Raw genomic sequence first — 18054 nt, forward strand, 5'->3', positions numbered from 1 at the left:
TATGAGAATGCAATTACTCAGACGAATCAAGACGCTTTCATTCCTTTTAGGCATGTCATTGCTGCTGGTGCAGTGTGCCGCCAAAATGCCATCAGGGGGGAAATTAGAGGAAGGGTTTAAAAACCCTTCAACGGAATACAGGCCATTGGCCTTTTGGGCTTGGTTAAACGGTTACGTCGACACCGCAAAAATGGTTTATGAACTCGAAGAAATGAAAAAACAGGGCATGCGCGGAGCATTAATTTGGGATGTCGGCGCGCTCGCCGATCCCGGGAAAATGATTCCCGCAGGTCCCGCTTTCCTAGGCGACCAATCGCTGGAAACCATTTCCCTGGCCTTGAAAACAGCAGGTCGGCTTGGGCTGGATCTGGGGATGGTAGCCTCCAGCAGCTGGAATGCAGGGGGTGATTGGATAGATGAGGCTGATGCAAGCAAGCAGCTGCTTAGTACAACCCAGCTAGTTGAAGGGCCATTAAAGAAGAAAATCAGGGTTGCGAGACCAGAAAACGGTGCCAAGGGAGCCAAAGCCTGCTTATTGATCACCTCGGTCGCCACGCCGCATTCCCAGGCCAAGGAGATCGATTATTCCGGGAATAAGCCGGTTTGCTTGGATGAGTTCACGACGGCAGATCAGTCTATCGACTGGGATGTGCCCAAGGGGAAATGGGATGTCATCTCATTTTTCATGTGCAATACCGGTCAGAAGCTGGAATGCCCCAGTCCAAATTCCAACGGACCGATGATCGATCATCTGAGCCGAAGGGCGACGAAGATCCATTTCGATACGATCCTGACCCGGCTGGCCCGGGTCAGCACGCCGCCAAATCAATTGAAATTCCTGGAGGTCGACAGCTATGAGGTTTGGCCCGCGAAAGACTGGACCCCCGGCTTCATTCAGGAATTTAAAGTCCGGTACGGATACGATCCCCGGTCATTCCTGCCTCTCCTGCAGGGATACCGCAGTAAGGACGGGATTGTTGGGGAGCGGTTCCAGGGAGATTACAGCCGCCTTGTAAGCGATATGATCATCGAAAACCATTTCGCCCAGTCCGTCGAGATCGCCCATAAGAATGGGATCAAGATGTTCGCCGAGGCCGGCCATGGAGGCTATCCGCGGGTGGATCCGCTGAAAGGGCTTGGAAATTCCGATGTCCCCATGGGGGAGTTTTGGAACCGGGCGCAATTCTGGGTGACCCGGGAGGCCGCCAGCGCGGCCCATATCTACGGAAAGCAGGTGGTCGCCGCGGAATCATTGACGGGCTGGAACCATTGGCAACATGGCCCGGCCGACTATAAGCAATTGATCGACATCGCCTTCTGCCAGGGCCTCAACCAAATTGTTTTCCACACCTTCGCCCACAATCCCGAAATCGCCGGCAAGCCGGGATTTGCCTATCATGCCGGGGAGCACCTCAACGTCAACACCACCTGGTGGGATATGGCGCGGCCGTTCATGGATTATCTCAGCCGCTGCTCCTATCTCTTGCGACAGGGAAATTTCGTCGCCGACGCCTGCCTCTATTACGGGGACCAGGCGCCCAACCTGGTGCCGCCCAAACGGATCGACCCGAACATTACCCCGAAATACGACGACAGCCAGTGTCTGCATTGCGGGCAGCCCAAACCGGTCAATGTCGGAGCGTTGCCCGGGTATGATTATGACTACATCAATGCCGACGTCATCACCACCGCCTTGCGGGTGGAAGACGGAAAGCTGGTGCTGCCCTCCGGCATTTCTTACCGGGTGATGTTGCTTCCGGACCGGGCCGATATTTCCTATGAAGTTTTAAAGAGCCTTGAGAAGCTGGTGTCCGACGGGGCCACCGTGATCGGTCCCAAGCCGGAAAGGACCACCTCTTTGGCGAATTATCCCGAATGCGACGACGAAGTGAAAGCCATCGCCGCGAAGCTCTGGGGCCAGGCCGACGGCAAAAAGAATTTTTCAAACGCCTACGGTAAAGGGAAGGTTTACTGGGGCAAATCGGTGAAAGAAGCATTGGAAGAGATGAATGTGAGGCCGGATCTTGAAGTCCAAGGCCTTGACAACAGCCGGTACACCATCGATTTCATTCATCGCCGGACTGAGACAGAAGACATTTATTTCGTTTCCAACAGCAGCCCAAACGCCCAGCGGATCACATGCACCTTCAGGGTCGGCTCGAGCAGGGTTCCCGAATTGTGGGATTCGGAAACAGGCCTGATCCAACGGAAGGTCAGCTATGAAAAATCGGGCGTCGGGATCCGCATGGAATTGATGATGGATCCTTTGGCCTCCCGATTCGTCGTTTTTAGGGACAGGTCGTCGGGGAAGAACGATCCGGGGATCGGCGCAGATCTGCAGTTTGGATTTTCGGGCAGCGCCCATGAAGTCGCCAAGATCGATATCACCAATAACTGGAAGGTCCGTTTCAATCCCGGAATGGGTGGCCCCGCGACCTATCAGATGGATCGGCTTACCAGCTGGCCGGATATCGATTCAGCCGGCGTAAAATACTACTCTGGGGCCGCAACCTATAGCAGGGAATTTTGGGTTACCGAGGAGACGCTCGCAGAAACGCCGGTTGTTTACGTTGCTTTCGGGGACATTCAGGAAACAGCCAGGGTCATCATCAATGGATATGATGCCGGGATTATCTGGACCCCGCCCTACCGGGCCAACATGACCGGGCACCTCAAACCGGGAAGCAATGAAATCAAGGTTGAGGTCATCAATACCTGGAACAACCGGATCGTGGGGGATCTAAGAAATCCAGACAAGCCCGCCTATGCCAGAACAAATGTGAAAAACAAGTTCAATGAAAAAAGCGCCTTGCTGCTGTCGGGTTTGATTGGAAAGGCCGAGATAATCTTTTTAGCTCCTCGCCCCAAGTAAAATATGTGGTTGAACTCCGTTCTTTTGTACAAGGACCGGGCCGAAGGTCCGCCTCGGCTTGGCATTCCTGAAGGCCTGAGGGCGCGTTGATGGGAGGGCAGAATCGCCGTCTCCTTTCCAGGGTGGCGTCCGCCGTTTACGATCGGATCGACAACGCCGTTTACAATACCGAAAGCGAGACTTGGTGGCAGCCCGACTCGGCTTTTCACCAGATGAAGCATGTATTCAATCCCGCCCGGGTGGGCTATGCCAAGAGGAAATTATTCGGAGACCTTAAAATCAATCCTTCCGGGAAGCAGGCCTTGGAGATCGGGTGCGGAGGGGGGATTTTAAGCGAAGAGATCGCCCGCATGGGGTTCGATACCACGGGGATCGATCCTTCAGAACCCTCCCTGCGCGCGGCGGCCGATCATGCCCGATCCGGGGGGTTGAATATTCGATATTTGAAAGGGGTGGGCGAATCGCTCCCCTTCCCCGACGGCTCCTTTGACGCGGTGTTTTGCTGCGACGTTCTGGAACACGTCCGGGATTTGCCGAAGGTCGTTTCCGAAATCTCGCGGGTTTTAAAAACGGGCGGGGTGTTTATTTATGACACCTTCAACCGCACCCTGATCAGCAAGCTGGTGGCCATTAAAATAGGCCAGGAATGGAAGCCCTGGGCGTTCATGCCGGCCGATCTTCACGTCTGGAAGATGTTCATTAAACCGCGCGAACTCAAGTCGCTCCTCCCAATGAACCATCTCCGGTGGATGGAGCATCAGGGACTGAAGCCGGACAATTCCATTCTCCGGATTCAACGCTTTTTGCGCCAAAGGGCCGGCGGTAGAATGTCGTATCGAGAGCTGGGCGAAAACATCCGGATGGTCGAAGGCCGCAGCCGGGCGGTGATGTACATGGGCTATGCCGTCAAAAGCTCCTGAAGCGCCCTTCCGGCGTCGGCCGCCTCAGAGCCCCGGGGAAAACAATTTCTTGCCCCATTGGACCTGGGAGGCGAAGTCCATGCAGCGCTCGAATATTTCGTAAGTGAATTCCGGCGGCTGGATTCCGCCGCTGGCGGCATCCGTATGCGTTCGTTGGAAGACCCGAGTGTCGGAGAAATAGGGCCGGTAAGGCTCTATCAAGCCATCGAACAGCTCTTCCGCGGCATTGCGCGGGACAAGATCACCGGCCCGGCCGTAAGCGATCTCCAGGCCCCGGACGTTCATGAATCGTTCGGTGTAGGCGGCCAGAGTTTTCGGGCTCATCGGAGAGGAATTCGTCAGATGAAAAACGCCCCCGTCCGGGCTGTCCTCAATGAGGGCCATGGTCGTGGCCACAAAGTAATCCACGGGAATGAGGTTGATCGAGCCCTTCCGCGGCAAAACCATCCTCAGCGGCAAATTGAGCCGGCCCTGGGGATCGAGCGATATTCCGACTTCCCGCGCTCTTTTGCCTTCATGGAGACGGATGTCGTTCAGATAGATCTCCTTGATATGCTGGAGCGATTTGATGGGAAAATAGAGCGCGTTGAATTTGAGCGAACGGCCCGTCCGTGAATCTCCGTAGACGATGGACGGCCGGTTGATGGTCAGAGGGATCGAATTCAGGGCGCAATGGGCGGCGATGATCTTTTCGGCCCGGGCCTTGCTTTCCTCATAGACATTGACGAACACGGAAGCTTCGGGGAGTGTTTCCCGGCAGAGGGTATCGTCGGCGCCGGCCACATATGCGGTGCTGATATAGTGGAAATTCGTCGCCCGGCTGCGGGCCGCCATCTCCAGGATGCCCTGCAAACCGTTCACGTTGGCCTCAAAAACGAGGTCCCGTTTGCGTTCCGAAAAATTCGTATCGGATGCGCAGTGGATGATCTGATCGGTCCTGGCGCAGAGCTCCCGGTATTGCGGCTCCGGAATTCCGAGCAGGGGTTTGCTGAAGTCAATGTCCATCGTCTCCGGCCGGTCGACGGACTCGTCCATCCCGAACCATCCTAAAAGCCTGGTGATTCTTTGCCCCAGGGTTTCGGATTTCGCGGACCGGCCGAGAATGATGACGGTATATCCCTTTCGGAGCAGCGCGGCCATGATGTGGCTTCCTAAAAAGCCGGTGGCCCCGGTGAGGGCGATGATGGGTTTGTCTTTTCCCGGCATAAAGCGCCTTCTTCAGCCGATCAGGAATACAAGAGGTTTTCTTTCCGGCAGCAGCCCTGATTGACTACGTAACGGACCTGGCGGATCGTGCCGGTTTTCAGGGAGTATTCGTCCAACAGGGCCCCGGCTTCCTGGGTCGCCTGTTGAACCCTGGAAATCTCGGCCGGATCATGATGGTCGAAATAATAATCGTATTCCCAAACGCACCGTTTACCGTTGTCGAACGGGGTGATGAATCCTAATTCGCTTTTCAGGTGGTGCTTCGCTCCGATTTCTCTCAGCTTGTCCTGCATTTCCAGGATCAGCGGGGCCTCGATCGGGAGGTACAAAACCAGCGCAACGCAGGGCATTTCCCGGCAATATCGGGAGCTCATGATCCGGAACGTGTTCAGCCAGACCAGATCGGTCATTTCCGGCCTGGAGTAAAGCTCTTCAAAAAACGAGCTCAACTCGGGATCCATGTCCCGGGTCAGCTGTTGGGGAGAAGGCGCCAAGGCCGTTTCGGCAAGCTCGGCGAATCGCCCGAGCTTGAGATAGGAGTAGGGATCTTCATCCGAAAGATCCTTCAGGAGGTCCAGCCAGGGCGCGGATTTCAAGGCCGATAGTCCATGAAAGAGGATTTTAAAAAGCTTCTGGTCGATGACGGGGTGCCCCATATCATGGACGGAGCGGATCGCGTACCGGTCTCCGATGAGAAGGACCAGATAGGGCATGCCCAATATATGGGCAAAGACATCCTTCGCTTCAGCGGCCCGTTTTTTTGTCGGGGCCAGGAAAGAGGATGCAAACTCGCTGCCCAGGATTCCGATGGCCAGGCCGATATGGCGGGTGGCGCACTCTCGGGAGAAATCGAGGGCTTTTTCAAGCGATTCGAACGGCACAAGAATGCCTTTCTCGTCGGCGGTAACCGGATGGAGCTTCATGCTGACCGATACGCAAACGGCAGTGGCCTCATGCTCGGCAAGGGAATTCCGGAAGGAGAAAAGATTGGGCGCGGTCGGATCATTCAGGCTGAATAATGAGCCGTCCTTGGCGATGAACTCCGCGTCGATGAAGTTGTCGGCGGAGATGCCGTAGGTCGTGGAAAATGTGGACAGCAGGCCGGATGTCATGATATTGGCGCAAACGAGGGCCGCCGGCTCGGCTGTATGCACCCGATAGCCGCGCTTTTGAGCCTCTCTTTGAAGATCGAATGCGGCAGTCCCCGGACCGACTTTGACGGACCAGTTCTTTTCCTCAAAATCGATGGTTTTCATGCGGTTGAGGTCCAGGATGACGCCTTCGCTGAACACCAATCCATGGCTGGACGCTCCGTTGCCCCGCACGACATAGGGTATTTCCTTTCTATTCAGGAGCCTGATGAGGGAAGAAATTTCTTCCTTGGAATTCGGCATGACGACATAGGTCGGCATTTTGAAAGTGACATGGGGGCAAAGGTCATGATGATAGGCGATCCTGATGGCGGCATCGGCGGTGGCCCACTCATCGCCGACGATCTCCTTCAATTCGGCCAGAAATCCGTCCTCTTTCGCGGGGACTATTTTGCCTCCACTTCGACGAAAAGCCGCGACATGATCTTTCAACGCTTTCATGACTATCGAGGGACGCATCTCATTGACAAAGTAACAGGGATAATCGCATTTTCCGCAGAGGTTGCAGCTATCGGCAATCTCCAGGCATTTTTCGGTGATGGGGATCGCATTTTCGACCAGGGCCGCATAGAGGTCCATGCGGCCTTCGGGATAAAAGCTCACATACTGTTTTTCCAGACCTGACGCGCAAACCCCTTTTCCCAGAAAATCGATTTTGCACATGGCGAAATGCCGGCAATTTCTGGCCGTCTTCAAAGCGTCATCCATCGCGTCCCTCCTGCCCGGCCCGGGACATCGCTTCCGGATGGGCGGGATCAATTGGAATCATATTTCGGTCGGAGAGCTTTATCTTTTTCATGGAAGCTTTCTTTTCGGAACGCTGCCGAGACTGCCCGTATTTTATCACCCCTGCTGCGAAAGTACGAAGCCTCGATGAAAACCGGCGGCTGCTCTTGGCCATCCCTATTTGAGTTCTTGACACAAATCCGCGGCCGGGAATACCATCGCTAGGTGACGGCATGAAGATCCTGGTCATCCTCAATTCCCGCGCAGGTCGGCGATCTTCCCCCGGCTGTGAAAACCGGACCGAACACGGCTCTGCGGCCTCCATCAGCCGCAAATCACCTGAGCTTCCTCCTATGCGCTGGAGAACAATCAGGGAAAATATTTAGTCGCGCTTTGCAGCGGCAATCGCTGCAAGCGTTTAGCCTGGAAGCCTCCCTTTTCGACTCAACGAGCGGCTCTGGATGTCCGCGCCGGAAGCATGGATTCCGCGTGCAATTTTAAACCGAGCGCTTTAATCACCTTAAGGATCGTATCAAAGCCTGGGCTTCTCTCGCCCGAAAGGGCCTTATAAAGGCTCTCCCGGGACAGACCGGCATCCCGCGCCACTTGGGACATTCCTTTAGCCCGAGCGATTTCGCCCAGAGCCTTGGCAATGAAAGCGGCGTCGCCATCCGCCTCCTCGATGCAGGCTTCGAGATAAGCAGCCATTTCCTCAGGGGTACGAAGGTGTTCGGTCACATCATATTTGGTCGTAATGGTTTTTGCGAAGATCTCAGCTTAGCGAATCTCCCGCGCAGTTGGATTGTAGCCAGTAGGCTACACGTTGTCAAGCGCTTGTACTGGACGACGACGCGACACGGCTCTGCGGCCCTCCGTCGGAGAAGGATGAGCCGGAAATCACTCGTCGCCGTCAGCGTTCGACGATCCGATATTGATGATAGGCGACGCCCCGGTCGCGGTCGAGAAGGTAGAGCCGGTCGCCGAAGATCCAAATCCCGTCGACGAATTGCGAGACGGGGAGGCTTCCCAAGAGAGCGCCCTCGCCGTTGAAGACGTCCAATTGATACATGTCGGTGGTTCGAAGGTCCGTGTTCCCTTCCACTTTTCGAGTCGAGCCCGACTGATTCCCGGACATGGATATGCGGATGACTTCTTCGGGCTTGATCTGCCGTCGATAGGTGACCACCCAGATGCGGCCGGCCGCATCGACCGCAACTCCGTTGGAGCAGCGGTTCATATTAGGTCCTCGATAGGTGGAGGAGCGAGCCGTCCTCTTGAACTCCCCCTTTTCGATCACTTTGGTGTCGAAGTTCAGCGGCCGGTCCGCGCTCCAAATAATTTGACCTGCTGGCGTATATTTCTCAATCCGATTCTGATAGCTGAAGGAAGCCACGGGACCGCCATCCCGCCCGACCGCAAAATAAACGGAATTGCCGACTTGATTTGTGACCGGCTCTCCGAAATCGACCGGCTGTCCGAACTCGGCCCGGACCGCCTCCTGATCATCGAATACTTTGAGCAGAATCTTGGGCGAAAGCGGCTCCGGGTATGAGGAAAGCGGCTCTGCGGCCAGGAAGGCGCCGTCCTTCATTAGCCCCAGGCCGGAGATGGGGGTCTTGACGAACTTGATTGTCCGTACTTCCTTGCCATCGGTCGTCAGGACCGTCAGCCGACGCTGCCTGTCGTCGAAAGCGAACAGATGGTCGTCCGCATCGACGGCCAGCGAACTGACCGAGCCGAACTCGCCCGGCCCCTGCCCTTTGCGGCCCAGAGAGGCCAAGAACATTCCCGCCGGAGAGAACTTCTGGATCCGACCGTTCGAGCTGTCCGCAATGTAGATGTTGCCCCGACTGTCTTCAGCCAGGTCTTTGGGCATGTTGAAGGCAAGATTCTCAGCATCGGTATCGACATCCCCAATGACGCGGATCGGATCGAGGCGGACCTTGGGCGTCGACCCCCATTTGCCCGGCTGGACGTTATGGATGATTCGGATGCCGTCCTTGGTTTCGATCTTCTGCGGAAAAGAGACAGAGGGCGTCATAAGCAGGACAAGAACGGCAAGGATTCCGGCCATCGCGACGGTTCGATTTTTCATGTTCATCCCCCCCGGCCGCGGACGGCCACGGAAAATTTGCGCCTTTCCGGGAACAGCGCCCATCGCCAAATATTACGCTGGTCTCGATGCTTCCGTTTATTCTACTAAAAAATATTGATTCCCCAAACGGTCAACGCGTCACCTTGATCGAAGCGGAGGCGATCTTCGTCGGATCGCTCTCGGAGACGGCCCGAATCGTCACGGTCGCCGTTTTGGCGGCGCCTTCGCCGGCCGCGACGCCGGCCGTGAGGCGCTTGGACGCCCCGAAATCGACAGCCGCCAAAGCGTTGAGAAGCTCCACCGTCCAACCCTCCCCCTCCACCGACGCGGAAAGCCGATAGAGGTCGGCTCCGAGATAGGCGCGTGCGTCCATGGGATGAAGGGCGGGGTCGGTTCCGGCGGCCGCACCCACGTTGATCAGGTCGAAGTCGAAGGAGGCTTCGACCCCCTTAACGGCCACAGCCTTGGGTGTCGTCAGGGCGACGCCGCGCTTCTGCGGGCCCGCGCCATCCAAGGACCGGACGGCCAGGGTATAGACGAGAAGCCCGTCCTTGTCCCGACGCAGATCCACAACAAAGAAATGCAGCCGGTTCGGCTCATCGATCCACTCGCAGGCGCTGCCCGAGCCGAGGCCGGCGTGGAACAGGGCGTCGTTGAGCTGGCGGTAGTCGGCGACCGTCCGCATCACCTTTTGCCCATTCGGCTTGATGTAGTCGACCTTGTTGATGTCCTCGGGGTGGGCGTCGATGACCCAGATGTAGCTGTTAAAACCGTTGGGCCCGCCGTTTCCGCCGCGCAGGCCGTCCTTGTTCTTGGCGATCAGGACGCCGTTGTCAGGAGTGAACGAGTCGTATCCGATCCGCTGCACAACCTCCATCGTGTAATAAGCGTAGTTCGGCGTCCCTGGAGAAAGAGGGTTCAAAGCCGAGTCGTCGGCGGGAGTGCGGTCGACCGGCAGCGCGCCGTCCATCCGGACCATGATCCCGGTGAACGTCCCGGGAAGCGGCTCCACCGCGCGGGCCGTGACCTCGGCGACGGCCAGGCCGGATTTGGCCAAGCCTTCGCGGCTCAAGCGCAGGAAAGCGTCCTCGGTGATGAACTTGTTCTCGAGGCGGTTGCGGACCATGAGTCCCGCCGGCATGGCTGCGCCCTGGATGGGCGGCACCACCCAGCGGCGGTGCGGGCCGCCCGGCCCGTTGAAGCTGCCCCGGTCCATCATGTCCCAGGGCCCCGCCGCGACGCGCCGGTAGGGTTTCACGTAGGGATTGTTGTTGAGATCGGGCAGGTTGAAGGCGAAATGCCCCAGCTCGTGGGTGATGGTGCCGGAGTTCTCGCCCTGCCGCATCGAGGACAGTCCCCACTGCCGCGATCCGGCCAGCCAGCTCGTCCACTCGACATAGCGGGTGGAAATCCAACGGGGCATCGCGGGGTTGGGATTGCCCCACTCGGGCGGGATGTCCTCTTTGGAATTGAACTTCATCTCGCCGAATTCCTGCCAGACGCCCGTCTCGTCGTAGCCGGCGTACATGCGCAGGACGGCGTCGTAATCCTTGCGGAGGTCCCGGCCGACTGCGGCCGTCCAGATCTCGTCGCAGTCGCGCTCCATGCGTCCCTCGGGCTTGCTGCCGTCGGGGGTCGAGGCGTTCTGATTGAACTCGTTCAGTCCGTAATGCCAGATCGGTTTGGGCATGCGGTAGGGACCGAAGGCCTCGACCTCGGTGATGCCGAACTGGCCGCGCGACTGCTCCATCCAGTAGCCGTTGATCGTCTGGCCGTGGTTGGCCTCGCCGGGCTTGACGAAGAAGTCGGCATAGAAGCGGGCCACGTCCGCGCGGGCGATGGGGTCGAGCTGGGGGTTGCCGAACGGGTCCGAGCCCTTGGGCAGGGTGATGACGAAAGGCTGGTCGGGAAAGTCGATGGCCACGACGGCCAGCTTGAACCCGCGCCCGGGCTTGAGCGAAGGGTCGGCCCATTCCCGGCCGGGGATGGGGCGATAGTCGGCCCAGGTCATGTCGTCCTGGTCCTGGACGCGCTGCGGGTCGATGGGCGGGCGGAGGCGGCCTTGCGACGCCGGCGGATCACCGGGCAGCGCGGCGAACAACAACAGAGCCGGGACGACGAGAGAGGCGAATAAAGCGGCTTTTCTTGGCATGATCCGGTCGCTCCTCGAGCGATGTCCGGATTCTATACCGAATTCGGGCGTCATGGCCAGACGCCTGTAGCCGGCGCTATTTTCTGAATTCTTTAGCCGGCATCCCCGGTAAAAGCAGGAAGATATCCTTGTAGTACTTACGGACCTGGTCGATCTTGCCGGGCGCATCGCTCTCCAGGCGGATGGGCAGATGCATCAGGGCGATATGATCCGGCGCAAGCTCCTCCTGCAGGAACTTCGCCGCGTTCGGCTCGAGGGGGAACCAGAAATGGACCAAGGCCAGGTCAACCGGCTTGCTCCCCAGCCCGAAGGCCCGGATGGCCTCGATTTTCTCCGGCGAGTCCCCCTCATGAAAGATGCGCCAGCCGCCAAGATCGATAAATAACACGAGATTCATCGGCGCTTCCCGGTCGCCGCTGTGCAAGGTGCGTAAGGCTTTGACGGGAATCCCGCCGATATCCCTGGATGTTTTCTCCCCGACCTTGAGGTCGAGCGAGACGACGCGAGACTCGATCTTTGCCCACTCCGCGGCCTTCCTCAGCTCGGCCACGGCATCCGCGGGCGCCACGCACACGGTTTTCGCGGAGGCAACCATGAACTTAGCGGCCAAAGGGGCCTCGAAATGGTCGGGGTGGTTGTGTGTGACGAGCAGCAAGTCCACGCCGTCAAAAGGCGCCTCTCCCTTCATCATCTTGGCGAGGATGTCGGGAGCGGGCGCCCGGTAATCCGGATGGGGTTTGTCGAGGACGGCGTCGATCAGGACCTTGGTCCCGCCGCAGGACAACAGAACGCCCTCGTTGGCGAGATAAGTCAGCTGGAGCGGAGCCGCCAGCCTTGAGCCGCTGCAAGAACCGGCCGGATTTCCGGCGGCCATCGCGGCGAGCCCGAGGATAACCACGCAACGGCACGCCTGTATGATCCATCGTTTCATGATAGTCTCCTCATGCTTTAACCGCCGCTCTTGATCAGAGCCTCGGAAACTCCTTGACGGTTCTCTCATCGTGGATTTGGCCGGTATGGGTCGTGCCGAGAGGTTCGATCACCAAGACATGCACTTCTTCACGAGGGTCGGTTTTCGGACAATGCGCGACTCCCCGCGGCACCAAAATGACCTCACCTTGCCGGACCATGACGGTACGGCTTTCGAAACACATCTCCATATCGCCTTTGACGACGTAAAAAAACTCGTCGCCGTTATCGTGCCTGTGCATGACGAATTCGCCTTGGATTTTCGACAGGTACACCTGCAGGCTGTCGCCCTCCGCGATCACGTGCGGATGCCATTGTTTCGTAAAAAGCGCTAGCTTCTGAGCCAGGTTGACGGATTCCATTGATGGACCTCCTCAAGGACCGTCGGTCCGGTTTCCGATCGCCCCTGGGTTTCCGGGGATGGCTTTCGACCAGACCGTTCTTGGGCCTCTCGCCATGTATAACGACGCCAGGGCCGCAAATTGAAATGCCGGGATCCCGGGGATTTCGTATTTTATTCTTTTTCTATCGCTTAAGGAAAGCCCGGGAGTTCGCCCCAAGGGCCGGCCCCCCGCGGGCCGTGATTCGATGTTGCGTCCAGTCCTCGAATGCGTATGATATATTTGGAAATTCACGGAGGCCGGATATCGTGAGCGACAAACTTCACTCGATCATCGTGGGAACTGGCAGCTACATCCCGGAGCGCCGAGTGGCCAACTCGGATTTCCTCAATCATCAGTTCTACGACGCCTCCGGGAACCGGCTGACCAAGTCCAACGAGGAGACGATCCGCAAGCTGGAGGAGATCACCGGGATCGCCGAGCGCCGCTACGTAAACGACGACCAGTTCGCCTCCGACATCGCCGCCCTGGCCGCCGAGGGCGCCCTGGCCGGCTCGGGGATCGACCGCGAAAGCCTGGACTATATCATTGTGGCCCATGATTTCGGGGATGTCCGATCCGACAACCCCCGCTCCGATTTCGTGCCCACCCTGGCCGCGCGCGTCAAGCACCGCCTGGGCATCGCCAACCCCCGCACCGTCGCCTACGACCTGGCCTTCGGCTGTCCGGGCTGGCTGCAAGGAGTAATTCAGGCCGATTATTATCTGCGGTCCGGCGACTGCCGGCGGGCCATGGTCATCGGCACGGAGACCCTGTCGCGCGTCTCCGACGCCCATGACCGGGATTCGATGATCTACGCCGACGGAGCCGGAGCGACGATCCTGGAAGCCGTCGCGGGCGAAAAGCCCGTCGGCATCCTGGCCCATGCCGTCCGGTCAGATACCATCGACCACGCCTATCTGCTTTCGATGCAGCGCTCCTACCATCCCGAGCCGGGCGACGAGCGGATCTACCTCAAGATGGACGGCCACAAGCTCTACGAATACGCCCTGAAGACCGTGCCGATCGTCATCCGGGAGTGCCTGGACCGGGCCGGCCTGGCGCTCGGCGACATCCGCAAGGTGTTGATTCACCAAGCCAACGAGAAGATGGACGAGGCAATCCTGAAGCGCGCCTTCAAACTGGCCGGCATCGCCGAAGTCCCGACAGACATCATGCCCATGACGATCTCCTGGCTGGGGAACAGCTCCGTAGCCACCCTGCCGACGCTGCTGGATCTGCTGATCAAGGGCCGGCTGGAGGATCATACCCTGCCCGACGGCTCGGACATCCTCTTCGCCTCGGTCGGCGCGGGCATGAACATCAACGTCGTGGCGTATCGCCTGCCCTGAATCGGACGGGGCCGCCGGCTGGTCAATATTTCAAAAGCCCGGTGTGGTAGACGAGCTTCCAGCCCTCGGGCATGAGGGTGTAGCCTTTACAGGCCCGCCCATACCAATGGAAATCCTCACCGCTCGTCTTGTGCCGCCAGAGGGTGTCCACATCGACCACGGCCAAGGCGCCGTCGCCTTCCACGGAGAGCTGAATGCGGCGGGTGACGCGGCGGTTATGCACCAGCCGGTAGTCATCGAAAAGCTTCTGCCAGCCTTCTCGCCAGCGCTCCCGCTGGAAGCGCCCTTGGGGGAAGACCCAGGCGACGGGGTCGTGGGCCAGGTTGTCCGGAGGCCAGGGCCAGACCATGTCCGGATGGAAGAGGGAAACCAACAGCTCCGCGTCCTGCGTGTCCCAGGCCCTGGTCTCCAGGTCCACCAGGCCCTGAATCGTCGCTTCCAGCGCGTGTTTTTCCGTCTCGTTCATGATCGTCCTCCCGAGCCCCCGGCTATTTCTTGATCAGCCAGCCCCGCGTGTACTCCTTGAAATCCTGTCCGGGCATAGCCATGGAGAAGATGTTCAGCACTTTACCGTCGGCGGCGAGTTCGTAGCTCAGGCGGAAACGCGGTCCCTTGGTCCCCGGCGCAGACTCGAAGACGGCCCGGCCGGGTCCCGTCGGCGGCAGTAGGACGTAATGGATGACATGGCTTTCCATGTCGAAATAGTCGGCCTTCAAGCCCGGCTCGCCCGCCTCGCCATAGAGGATCATTAGATCCTGATGGGAGACGCCTTTGGCCTCGCCCGGCTTGGGTGCATATTCGGCCCAATTCTTGCGAACCAGAATGTTCTCATTCAGCTCGAAGGCAAACGTGCAGCCGCCGCGGCCTTCCCCGGGCGCCCCGGATCCCAGCCCCTCCCAGGTCCCGACCAAAAACTTCAGCGGAGTCCAATTCGGGGGTACGGGGGCAGGGGCCTGGGCAAAGGCCGGGGAAGCCGCCAGGGCCAAGAGGGCGGCCCAGCCGATCACGCGCATCATTTTCTTGTTCATGAATCTAGTTTATCAAAAATCCCCAAGCCGCGCCTGCCCCCGGGCCCGGCCTGGCAATCCATGCCCAGACGCGGTATCGTACGCTTCCGGCGCCGGCCGCCGGAGATTCTCGTAGCCGGGAGGTGGACGATGCCGAAATCGGAAAGGACGCGTGTGCGACGGGCTCTATGGGCCACCGCAATTCTCGGAAGCCTGTGCCTTCCCGTCGGAGCCCAGTCGCGTCCCGACGCCCGGTCGGGACTGGATTCGATTTTCGCCGACGCCAAGCAGGCCTTCTTCGAGACCCTGGGCGGGATCCTCGAGCGCCATCCCATGAAGCCCCAGCTCGATCCCAACGATCTGTCCAGGCTGTCGAAGGCCTCGACGGAAATCCCCTTTCTGTTCGAGCGGTTGATGGTTTTCGCTTATCAGAAAGACGAGCCCCGCTACCTGCAATGGGCCGCCCGCGGAGACGCGGAATCGATGGCGGCCTTCCGCCGCGCCTTCACGGAGCTGGCCCGGGACTATGCGGCCCGCTTCGTCGGCTCGCTTTTTCGCAAAAACCGCCTATTCGACTTCGAGATGGCGCTCCCCCACAACCGCGGCAAGTCCCGACTCGGGTTGGTCCTTCAGAGCCTCGGATGCGAGGCCCGGAGTGACCGCCCCGACATCCCTAAGGACCGCTGGTTCAGCAACGCGATTAAGCCGGAATACACTTCCCAGTGGGCCATCGACGCTCTCAACGTCCGTCCCTGCTGGCCCCAGAGCAAGGGCGCCGGAGTCGTGGTCGCGGTCATCGATTCGGGCATCGATCCCTTCAATTCGCTGTTCAAGGACAGGACCGTCCCCGGCTTCAACTTTCTGCCGCGGACCACACCGCCCTGGTCCGGCGAGAATCCCCCGATGATCGACTGGGGCATGCACGGCACGGGCTGTTCCTCGGCGGTCCTGGCCGTGGCGCCGGACTGCCGGATCATGCCCGTCCGGGCCCATGACGGGGACACGATGAACGATCCGGCCTACGATTACTGGATCTACGAGTCCATCGCGGCCGGCATCTATTACGCCGTCCACCACGGAGCCCAGGTTATCTCGCTGAGCGCGCCCTTGCCCGCGACCGAGCGGATCTTGGTCGAGGCGGTCCGGTACGCCTATCGCGAGAACGTCCCCCTCTGCACCTCGGCGGGAAACATCTCCCGGGTCCAGTTCGGTGTGCGCCTGGAGGATCAGCAGTTCAAGGCCATCGGTAAAGAAGTCATCCTCGCGGGCGGCGTGGCCCGGGAGGGCGCCTTGATCCGGCCTTGGCCGATCACGGTCCCGCACGAAGAGATCGACGTCGCCACCCCCTCGGAGGACGTCTACGTGATCGTCCCGGTCTATATGAAAGACCTGCAGGACATGGCGGTGGCCGGGACATCGCTGTCGGCCCCCCTGGCGGCGGGTGTCGCGGCGCTCCTGCGGAGCGCAGCTCCGCCATCGCCGGACCTCCTGAAAACGCCCGGCGGATACGCCCGCCTGGTCGAGCGGAGCCTGACCGAAGCGGCCCGGCTGGATGTTCTCGGCTTGACCGAGCCGGACGACGTCGTCGGCCACGGGCTCGTCGACGCCTTCGGCTCGCTACGGATCATCAGCGAGCTGCTCTCTGGAAAACGCTGAAATTAGGTCGGCCCGGGAGAAGAGGCCCGAATAATTTGAATCATTTCCCATCGCCGGGGGATGGTCAGGCGGAACATTGATCGGCCAACGGCGAAACCGCGCGGGTTTAGTCTTTTTCGCGAACCTCTTCGAGGGAACCTGGCTTTGCAGGCGCCGAGGGATGTTTTTAAATTCCGAAGGCGCTCAACACTTTTGATTTTATTGATATCACCACCCCGGCCCCTCCTTCAAGGAGGGAGCAGGTCTGCGCCTTCGGCTGCAAGTGGCGAGGCGAGTAGCGTGAAAAAGGCGTGAAAAACCCGCGCCGCCGGGCCGATCACTGTGACGCCAGGCCCCGGCGATGGGAGCCGCACAAAAATACGTTCCTCTAGAAGTGATGAGACAAGGTGCTGCATCGTTTAATAAATGAGAGGACAGGACGGCCGTGTCACATATTAAATATTGGATTCTCGGGCTGTTTATCCTGGCCGGCGCGGCTTTCGGCCCGGCCTGCTCCAAGTCGCGAACGGACCAGCCGACGACGGTCACAGAATCGGGCCTCCAAGTCGTCAAGAATCCGTCCCGGCCGACGCACGGGAAAGCCTCTTTGAGCCTGACGGAGGAGTTCGCCTTGAGCGGCCGGACGGAGGGGGACGACTCCTTCGAGACCATCGACAGCTTCGCCGTGGACGCAGATGGGACGATCTTTCTGTGCGACGAAGAAGCGGCCCTGATCAAGGTCTTTTCGGGCGAGGGCGCGCTCCTGGGCTCGTTTCCGACGTCCGGCCCGGAGCAAGGCGGACTGGAGCGCCCGCATATCGCCGGGATCTCCTCCGGCGGGGAGCTGGCCGTCGAGAGCGGGGGGCACCGGAAGCTCGTCTTCTACTCCAGGGACGGACGCCCGGTGCGAGAGACTTCGCTGGCTGGCCGCAACATCTTCCGCCTGAGTGTCGACGGCCGAGGCCGCATCCTGCTCCATCATTACCGTTACGTCCGGCCGAACGTGCTTTATTATGTCCGCCTCTATGACGACGGCCTCAAGGAGATTAAGACCTACGGCCAGTCCTGGGAGCCGCAAAGCGTCGGCAACGCTCTCTACGCCTATCTTCCGATTCTGTGGTGGACGATCGACGCCCGGGGCGGAGTCGTCTATGGCAATCCTCAAAGATATGAGATCCAGGTCTTCGACCCCGAGGGTGTGACCGTCCGTATCATCCGCAAAGAGCATCACGCCGTCCCGATCAGCGAAGCCGAGAAAGAGGCTTACCAGAGGGAATACGCCAAGGCTCCCTATGTGCGTATCCATTTTCCGGAAGCCCATTCGGCCTATCAAAAATTCACGGTCGACGAACAAGGCCGGATCTATGTCATGACCTGGGAGCGGGCCCCGGGCGGGGTCGGTTATTGGTACGATGTCTTTGACGAGAAGGGTATCTACACGGCCCGCATCCCCCTGAGCCGGATGCCCCAGATTTGGTCCGGCGACCGTCTCTACACGCTGGAGCGATACGCCTCCGGGAAAGTGGTCCTGACGCGGAACCGCTTCGAATGGACGCTGCGCTGAAGCGGGCGCCGATAGGCAAAACCCG

General features: G+C 59.4%; 15 protein-coding genes. 6 read left to right on the forward strand and 9 right to left on the reverse strand.

Translation table 11 applies throughout. The features are described 5' to 3' along the window. Position 1: 1 nt before the first annotated feature. Both NTZ26_09190 and ubiG read left to right on the forward strand, forming a co-directional pair. Positions 2-2872, forward strand: coding sequence for a glycosyl hydrolase (locus tag NTZ26_09190; protein ID MCX6560678.1), 2871 nt, complete (start codon positions 2-4; stop codon positions 2870-2872). Positions 2873-2961: 89 nt separating this feature from the next. Beyond that, a complete protein-coding gene (gene ubiG, locus NTZ26_09195) occupies positions 2962-3792 on the forward strand; it encodes a bifunctional 2-polyprenyl-6-hydroxyphenol methylase/3-demethylubiquinol 3-O-methyltransferase UbiG (protein MCX6560679.1) in 831 nt (276 codons plus the stop codon). Between the two features lie 24 nt (positions 3793-3816). On the opposite strand, the gene NTZ26_09200 is transcribed toward ubiG, so the two are convergent. Continuing rightward, the gene (locus NTZ26_09200; GenBank protein MCX6560680.1) at positions 3817-4998 is read right to left on the reverse strand and encodes an SDR family oxidoreductase; all 1182 of its coding nucleotides are present in this window, start codon (positions 4996-4998) and stop codon (positions 3817-3819) included. A 20-nt stretch (positions 4999-5018) separates the two neighbouring features. After that, entirely contained in the window at positions 5019-6392 is a 1374-nt protein-coding gene (locus NTZ26_09205) for an FAD-dependent oxidoreductase (protein ID MCX6560681.1), read from the reverse strand. Between NTZ26_09205 and NTZ26_09210 the strand changes: the two genes are divergently transcribed. Then, the gene (locus NTZ26_09210) at positions 6297-6773 is read left to right on the forward strand and encodes a hypothetical protein (GenBank protein MCX6560682.1); all 477 of its coding nucleotides are present in this window, start codon (positions 6297-6299) and stop codon (positions 6771-6773) included. The two genes, NTZ26_09205 and NTZ26_09210, sit on opposite strands and share 96 nt — an antisense overlap. A 546-nt stretch (positions 6774-7319) precedes the next feature. Here NTZ26_09210 and NTZ26_09215 read toward each other — a convergent pair. The 5 genes from NTZ26_09215 to NTZ26_09235 all read right to left on the reverse strand — a co-directional run bounded on the left by NTZ26_09215 (position 7320) and on the right by NTZ26_09235 (position 12453). Next, on the reverse strand, positions 7320-7631 hold the full coding sequence (locus NTZ26_09215; protein ID MCX6560683.1) for a putative addiction module antidote protein: 312 nt from the start codon (positions 7629-7631) through the stop codon (positions 7320-7322). A 154-nt stretch (positions 7632-7785) separates the two neighbouring features. After that, positions 7786-8970, reverse strand: coding sequence for a 6-bladed beta-propeller (locus NTZ26_09220; protein MCX6560684.1), 1185 nt, complete (start codon positions 8968-8970; stop codon positions 7786-7788). 130 nt (positions 8971-9100) lie between these two features. Beyond that, the gene (locus tag NTZ26_09225; GenBank protein ID MCX6560685.1) at positions 9101-11122 is read right to left on the reverse strand and encodes a peptidase M6; all 2022 of its coding nucleotides are present in this window, start codon (positions 11120-11122) and stop codon (positions 9101-9103) included. Positions 11123-11198: 76 nt separating this feature from the next. Beyond that, entirely contained in the window at positions 11199-12053 is an 855-nt protein-coding gene (locus NTZ26_09230) for an MBL fold metallo-hydrolase (protein MCX6560686.1), read from the reverse strand. Between the two features lie 34 nt (positions 12054-12087). Further along, a complete protein-coding gene (locus NTZ26_09235; GenBank protein MCX6560687.1) occupies positions 12088-12453 on the reverse strand; it encodes a cupin domain-containing protein in 366 nt (121 codons plus the stop codon). Positions 12454-12740: 287 nt separating this feature from the next. On the opposite strand from NTZ26_09235, the gene NTZ26_09240 reads away from it, so the two are divergent. Next, on the forward strand, positions 12741-13823 hold the full coding sequence (locus NTZ26_09240; GenBank protein MCX6560688.1) for a ketoacyl-ACP synthase III: 1083 nt from the start codon (positions 12741-12743) through the stop codon (positions 13821-13823). Between the two features lie 22 nt (positions 13824-13845). On the opposite strand, the gene NTZ26_09245 is transcribed toward NTZ26_09240, so the two are convergent. Together NTZ26_09245 and NTZ26_09250 are read right to left on the reverse strand one after the other, a co-directional pair. Further along, positions 13846-14289 (reverse strand): nuclear transport factor 2 family protein, encoded by a 444-nt coding sequence (locus NTZ26_09245; protein ID MCX6560689.1) that lies wholly within the window; start codon positions 14287-14289, stop codon positions 13846-13848. A 22-nt stretch (positions 14290-14311) separates the two neighbouring features. Then, positions 14312-14851, reverse strand: a complete 540-nt coding sequence (locus NTZ26_09250) for a hypothetical protein (protein ID MCX6560690.1) — start codon at positions 14849-14851, stop codon at positions 14312-14314. A 129-nt stretch (positions 14852-14980) separates the two neighbouring features. On the opposite strand from NTZ26_09250, the gene NTZ26_09255 reads away from it, so the two are divergent. Together NTZ26_09255 and NTZ26_09260 are read left to right on the forward strand one after the other, a co-directional pair. Continuing rightward, positions 14981-16486, forward strand: coding sequence for a S8 family serine peptidase (locus NTZ26_09255; protein MCX6560691.1), 1506 nt, complete (start codon positions 14981-14983; stop codon positions 16484-16486). A gap of 424 nt (positions 16487-16910) precedes the next feature. After that, a complete protein-coding gene (locus tag NTZ26_09260) occupies positions 16911-18029 on the forward strand; it encodes a hypothetical protein (GenBank protein MCX6560692.1) in 1119 nt (372 codons plus the stop codon). Positions 18030-18054 lie beyond the last annotated feature (25 nt).

The organism is Candidatus Aminicenantes bacterium, assembly GCA_026393855.1.
Taxonomy (GTDB): Bacteria; Acidobacteriota; Aminicenantia; order Aminicenantales; family UBA4085; genus UBA4085.

Coding starts and splice junctions, on each gene's coding strand:
- NTZ26_09190 (MCX6560678.1), top strand. CDS start 2: ATGAGAATGCAATTACTCAGACGAATCAAGACGCTTTCATTCCTTTTA.
- ubiG (MCX6560679.1), top strand. CDS start 2,962: ATGGGAGGGCAGAATCGCCGTCTCCTTTCCAGGGTGGCGTCCGCCGTT.
- NTZ26_09200 (MCX6560680.1), bottom strand. CDS start 4,998: ATGCCGGGAAAAGACAAACCCATCATCGCCCTCACCGGGGCCACCGGC.
- NTZ26_09210 (MCX6560682.1), top strand. CDS start 6,297: ATGGCTGGACGCTCCGTTGCCCCGCACGACATAGGGTATTTCCTTTCT.
- NTZ26_09205 (MCX6560681.1), bottom strand. CDS start 6,392: ATGCCGAATTCCAAGGAAGAAATTTCTTCCCTCATCAGGCTCCTGAAT.
- NTZ26_09220 (MCX6560684.1), bottom strand. CDS start 8,970: ATGAAAAATCGAACCGTCGCGATGGCCGGAATCCTTGCCGTTCTTGTC.
- NTZ26_09225 (MCX6560685.1), bottom strand. CDS start 11,122: ATGCCAAGAAAAGCCGCTTTATTCGCCTCTCTCGTCGTCCCGGCTCTG.
- NTZ26_09230 (MCX6560686.1), bottom strand. CDS start 12,053: ATGAAACGATGGATCATACAGGCGTGCCGTTGCGTGGTTATCCTCGGG.
- NTZ26_09235 (MCX6560687.1), bottom strand. CDS start 12,453: ATGGAATCCGTCAACCTGGCTCAGAAGCTAGCGCTTTTTACGAAACAA.
- NTZ26_09245 (MCX6560689.1), bottom strand. CDS start 14,289: ATGAACGAGACGGAAAAACACGCGCTGGAAGCGACGATTCAGGGCCTG.
- NTZ26_09250 (MCX6560690.1), bottom strand. CDS start 14,851: ATGAACAAGAAAATGATGCGCGTGATCGGCTGGGCCGCCCTCTTGGCC.
- NTZ26_09255 (MCX6560691.1), top strand. CDS start 14,981: ATGCCGAAATCGGAAAGGACGCGTGTGCGACGGGCTCTATGGGCCACC.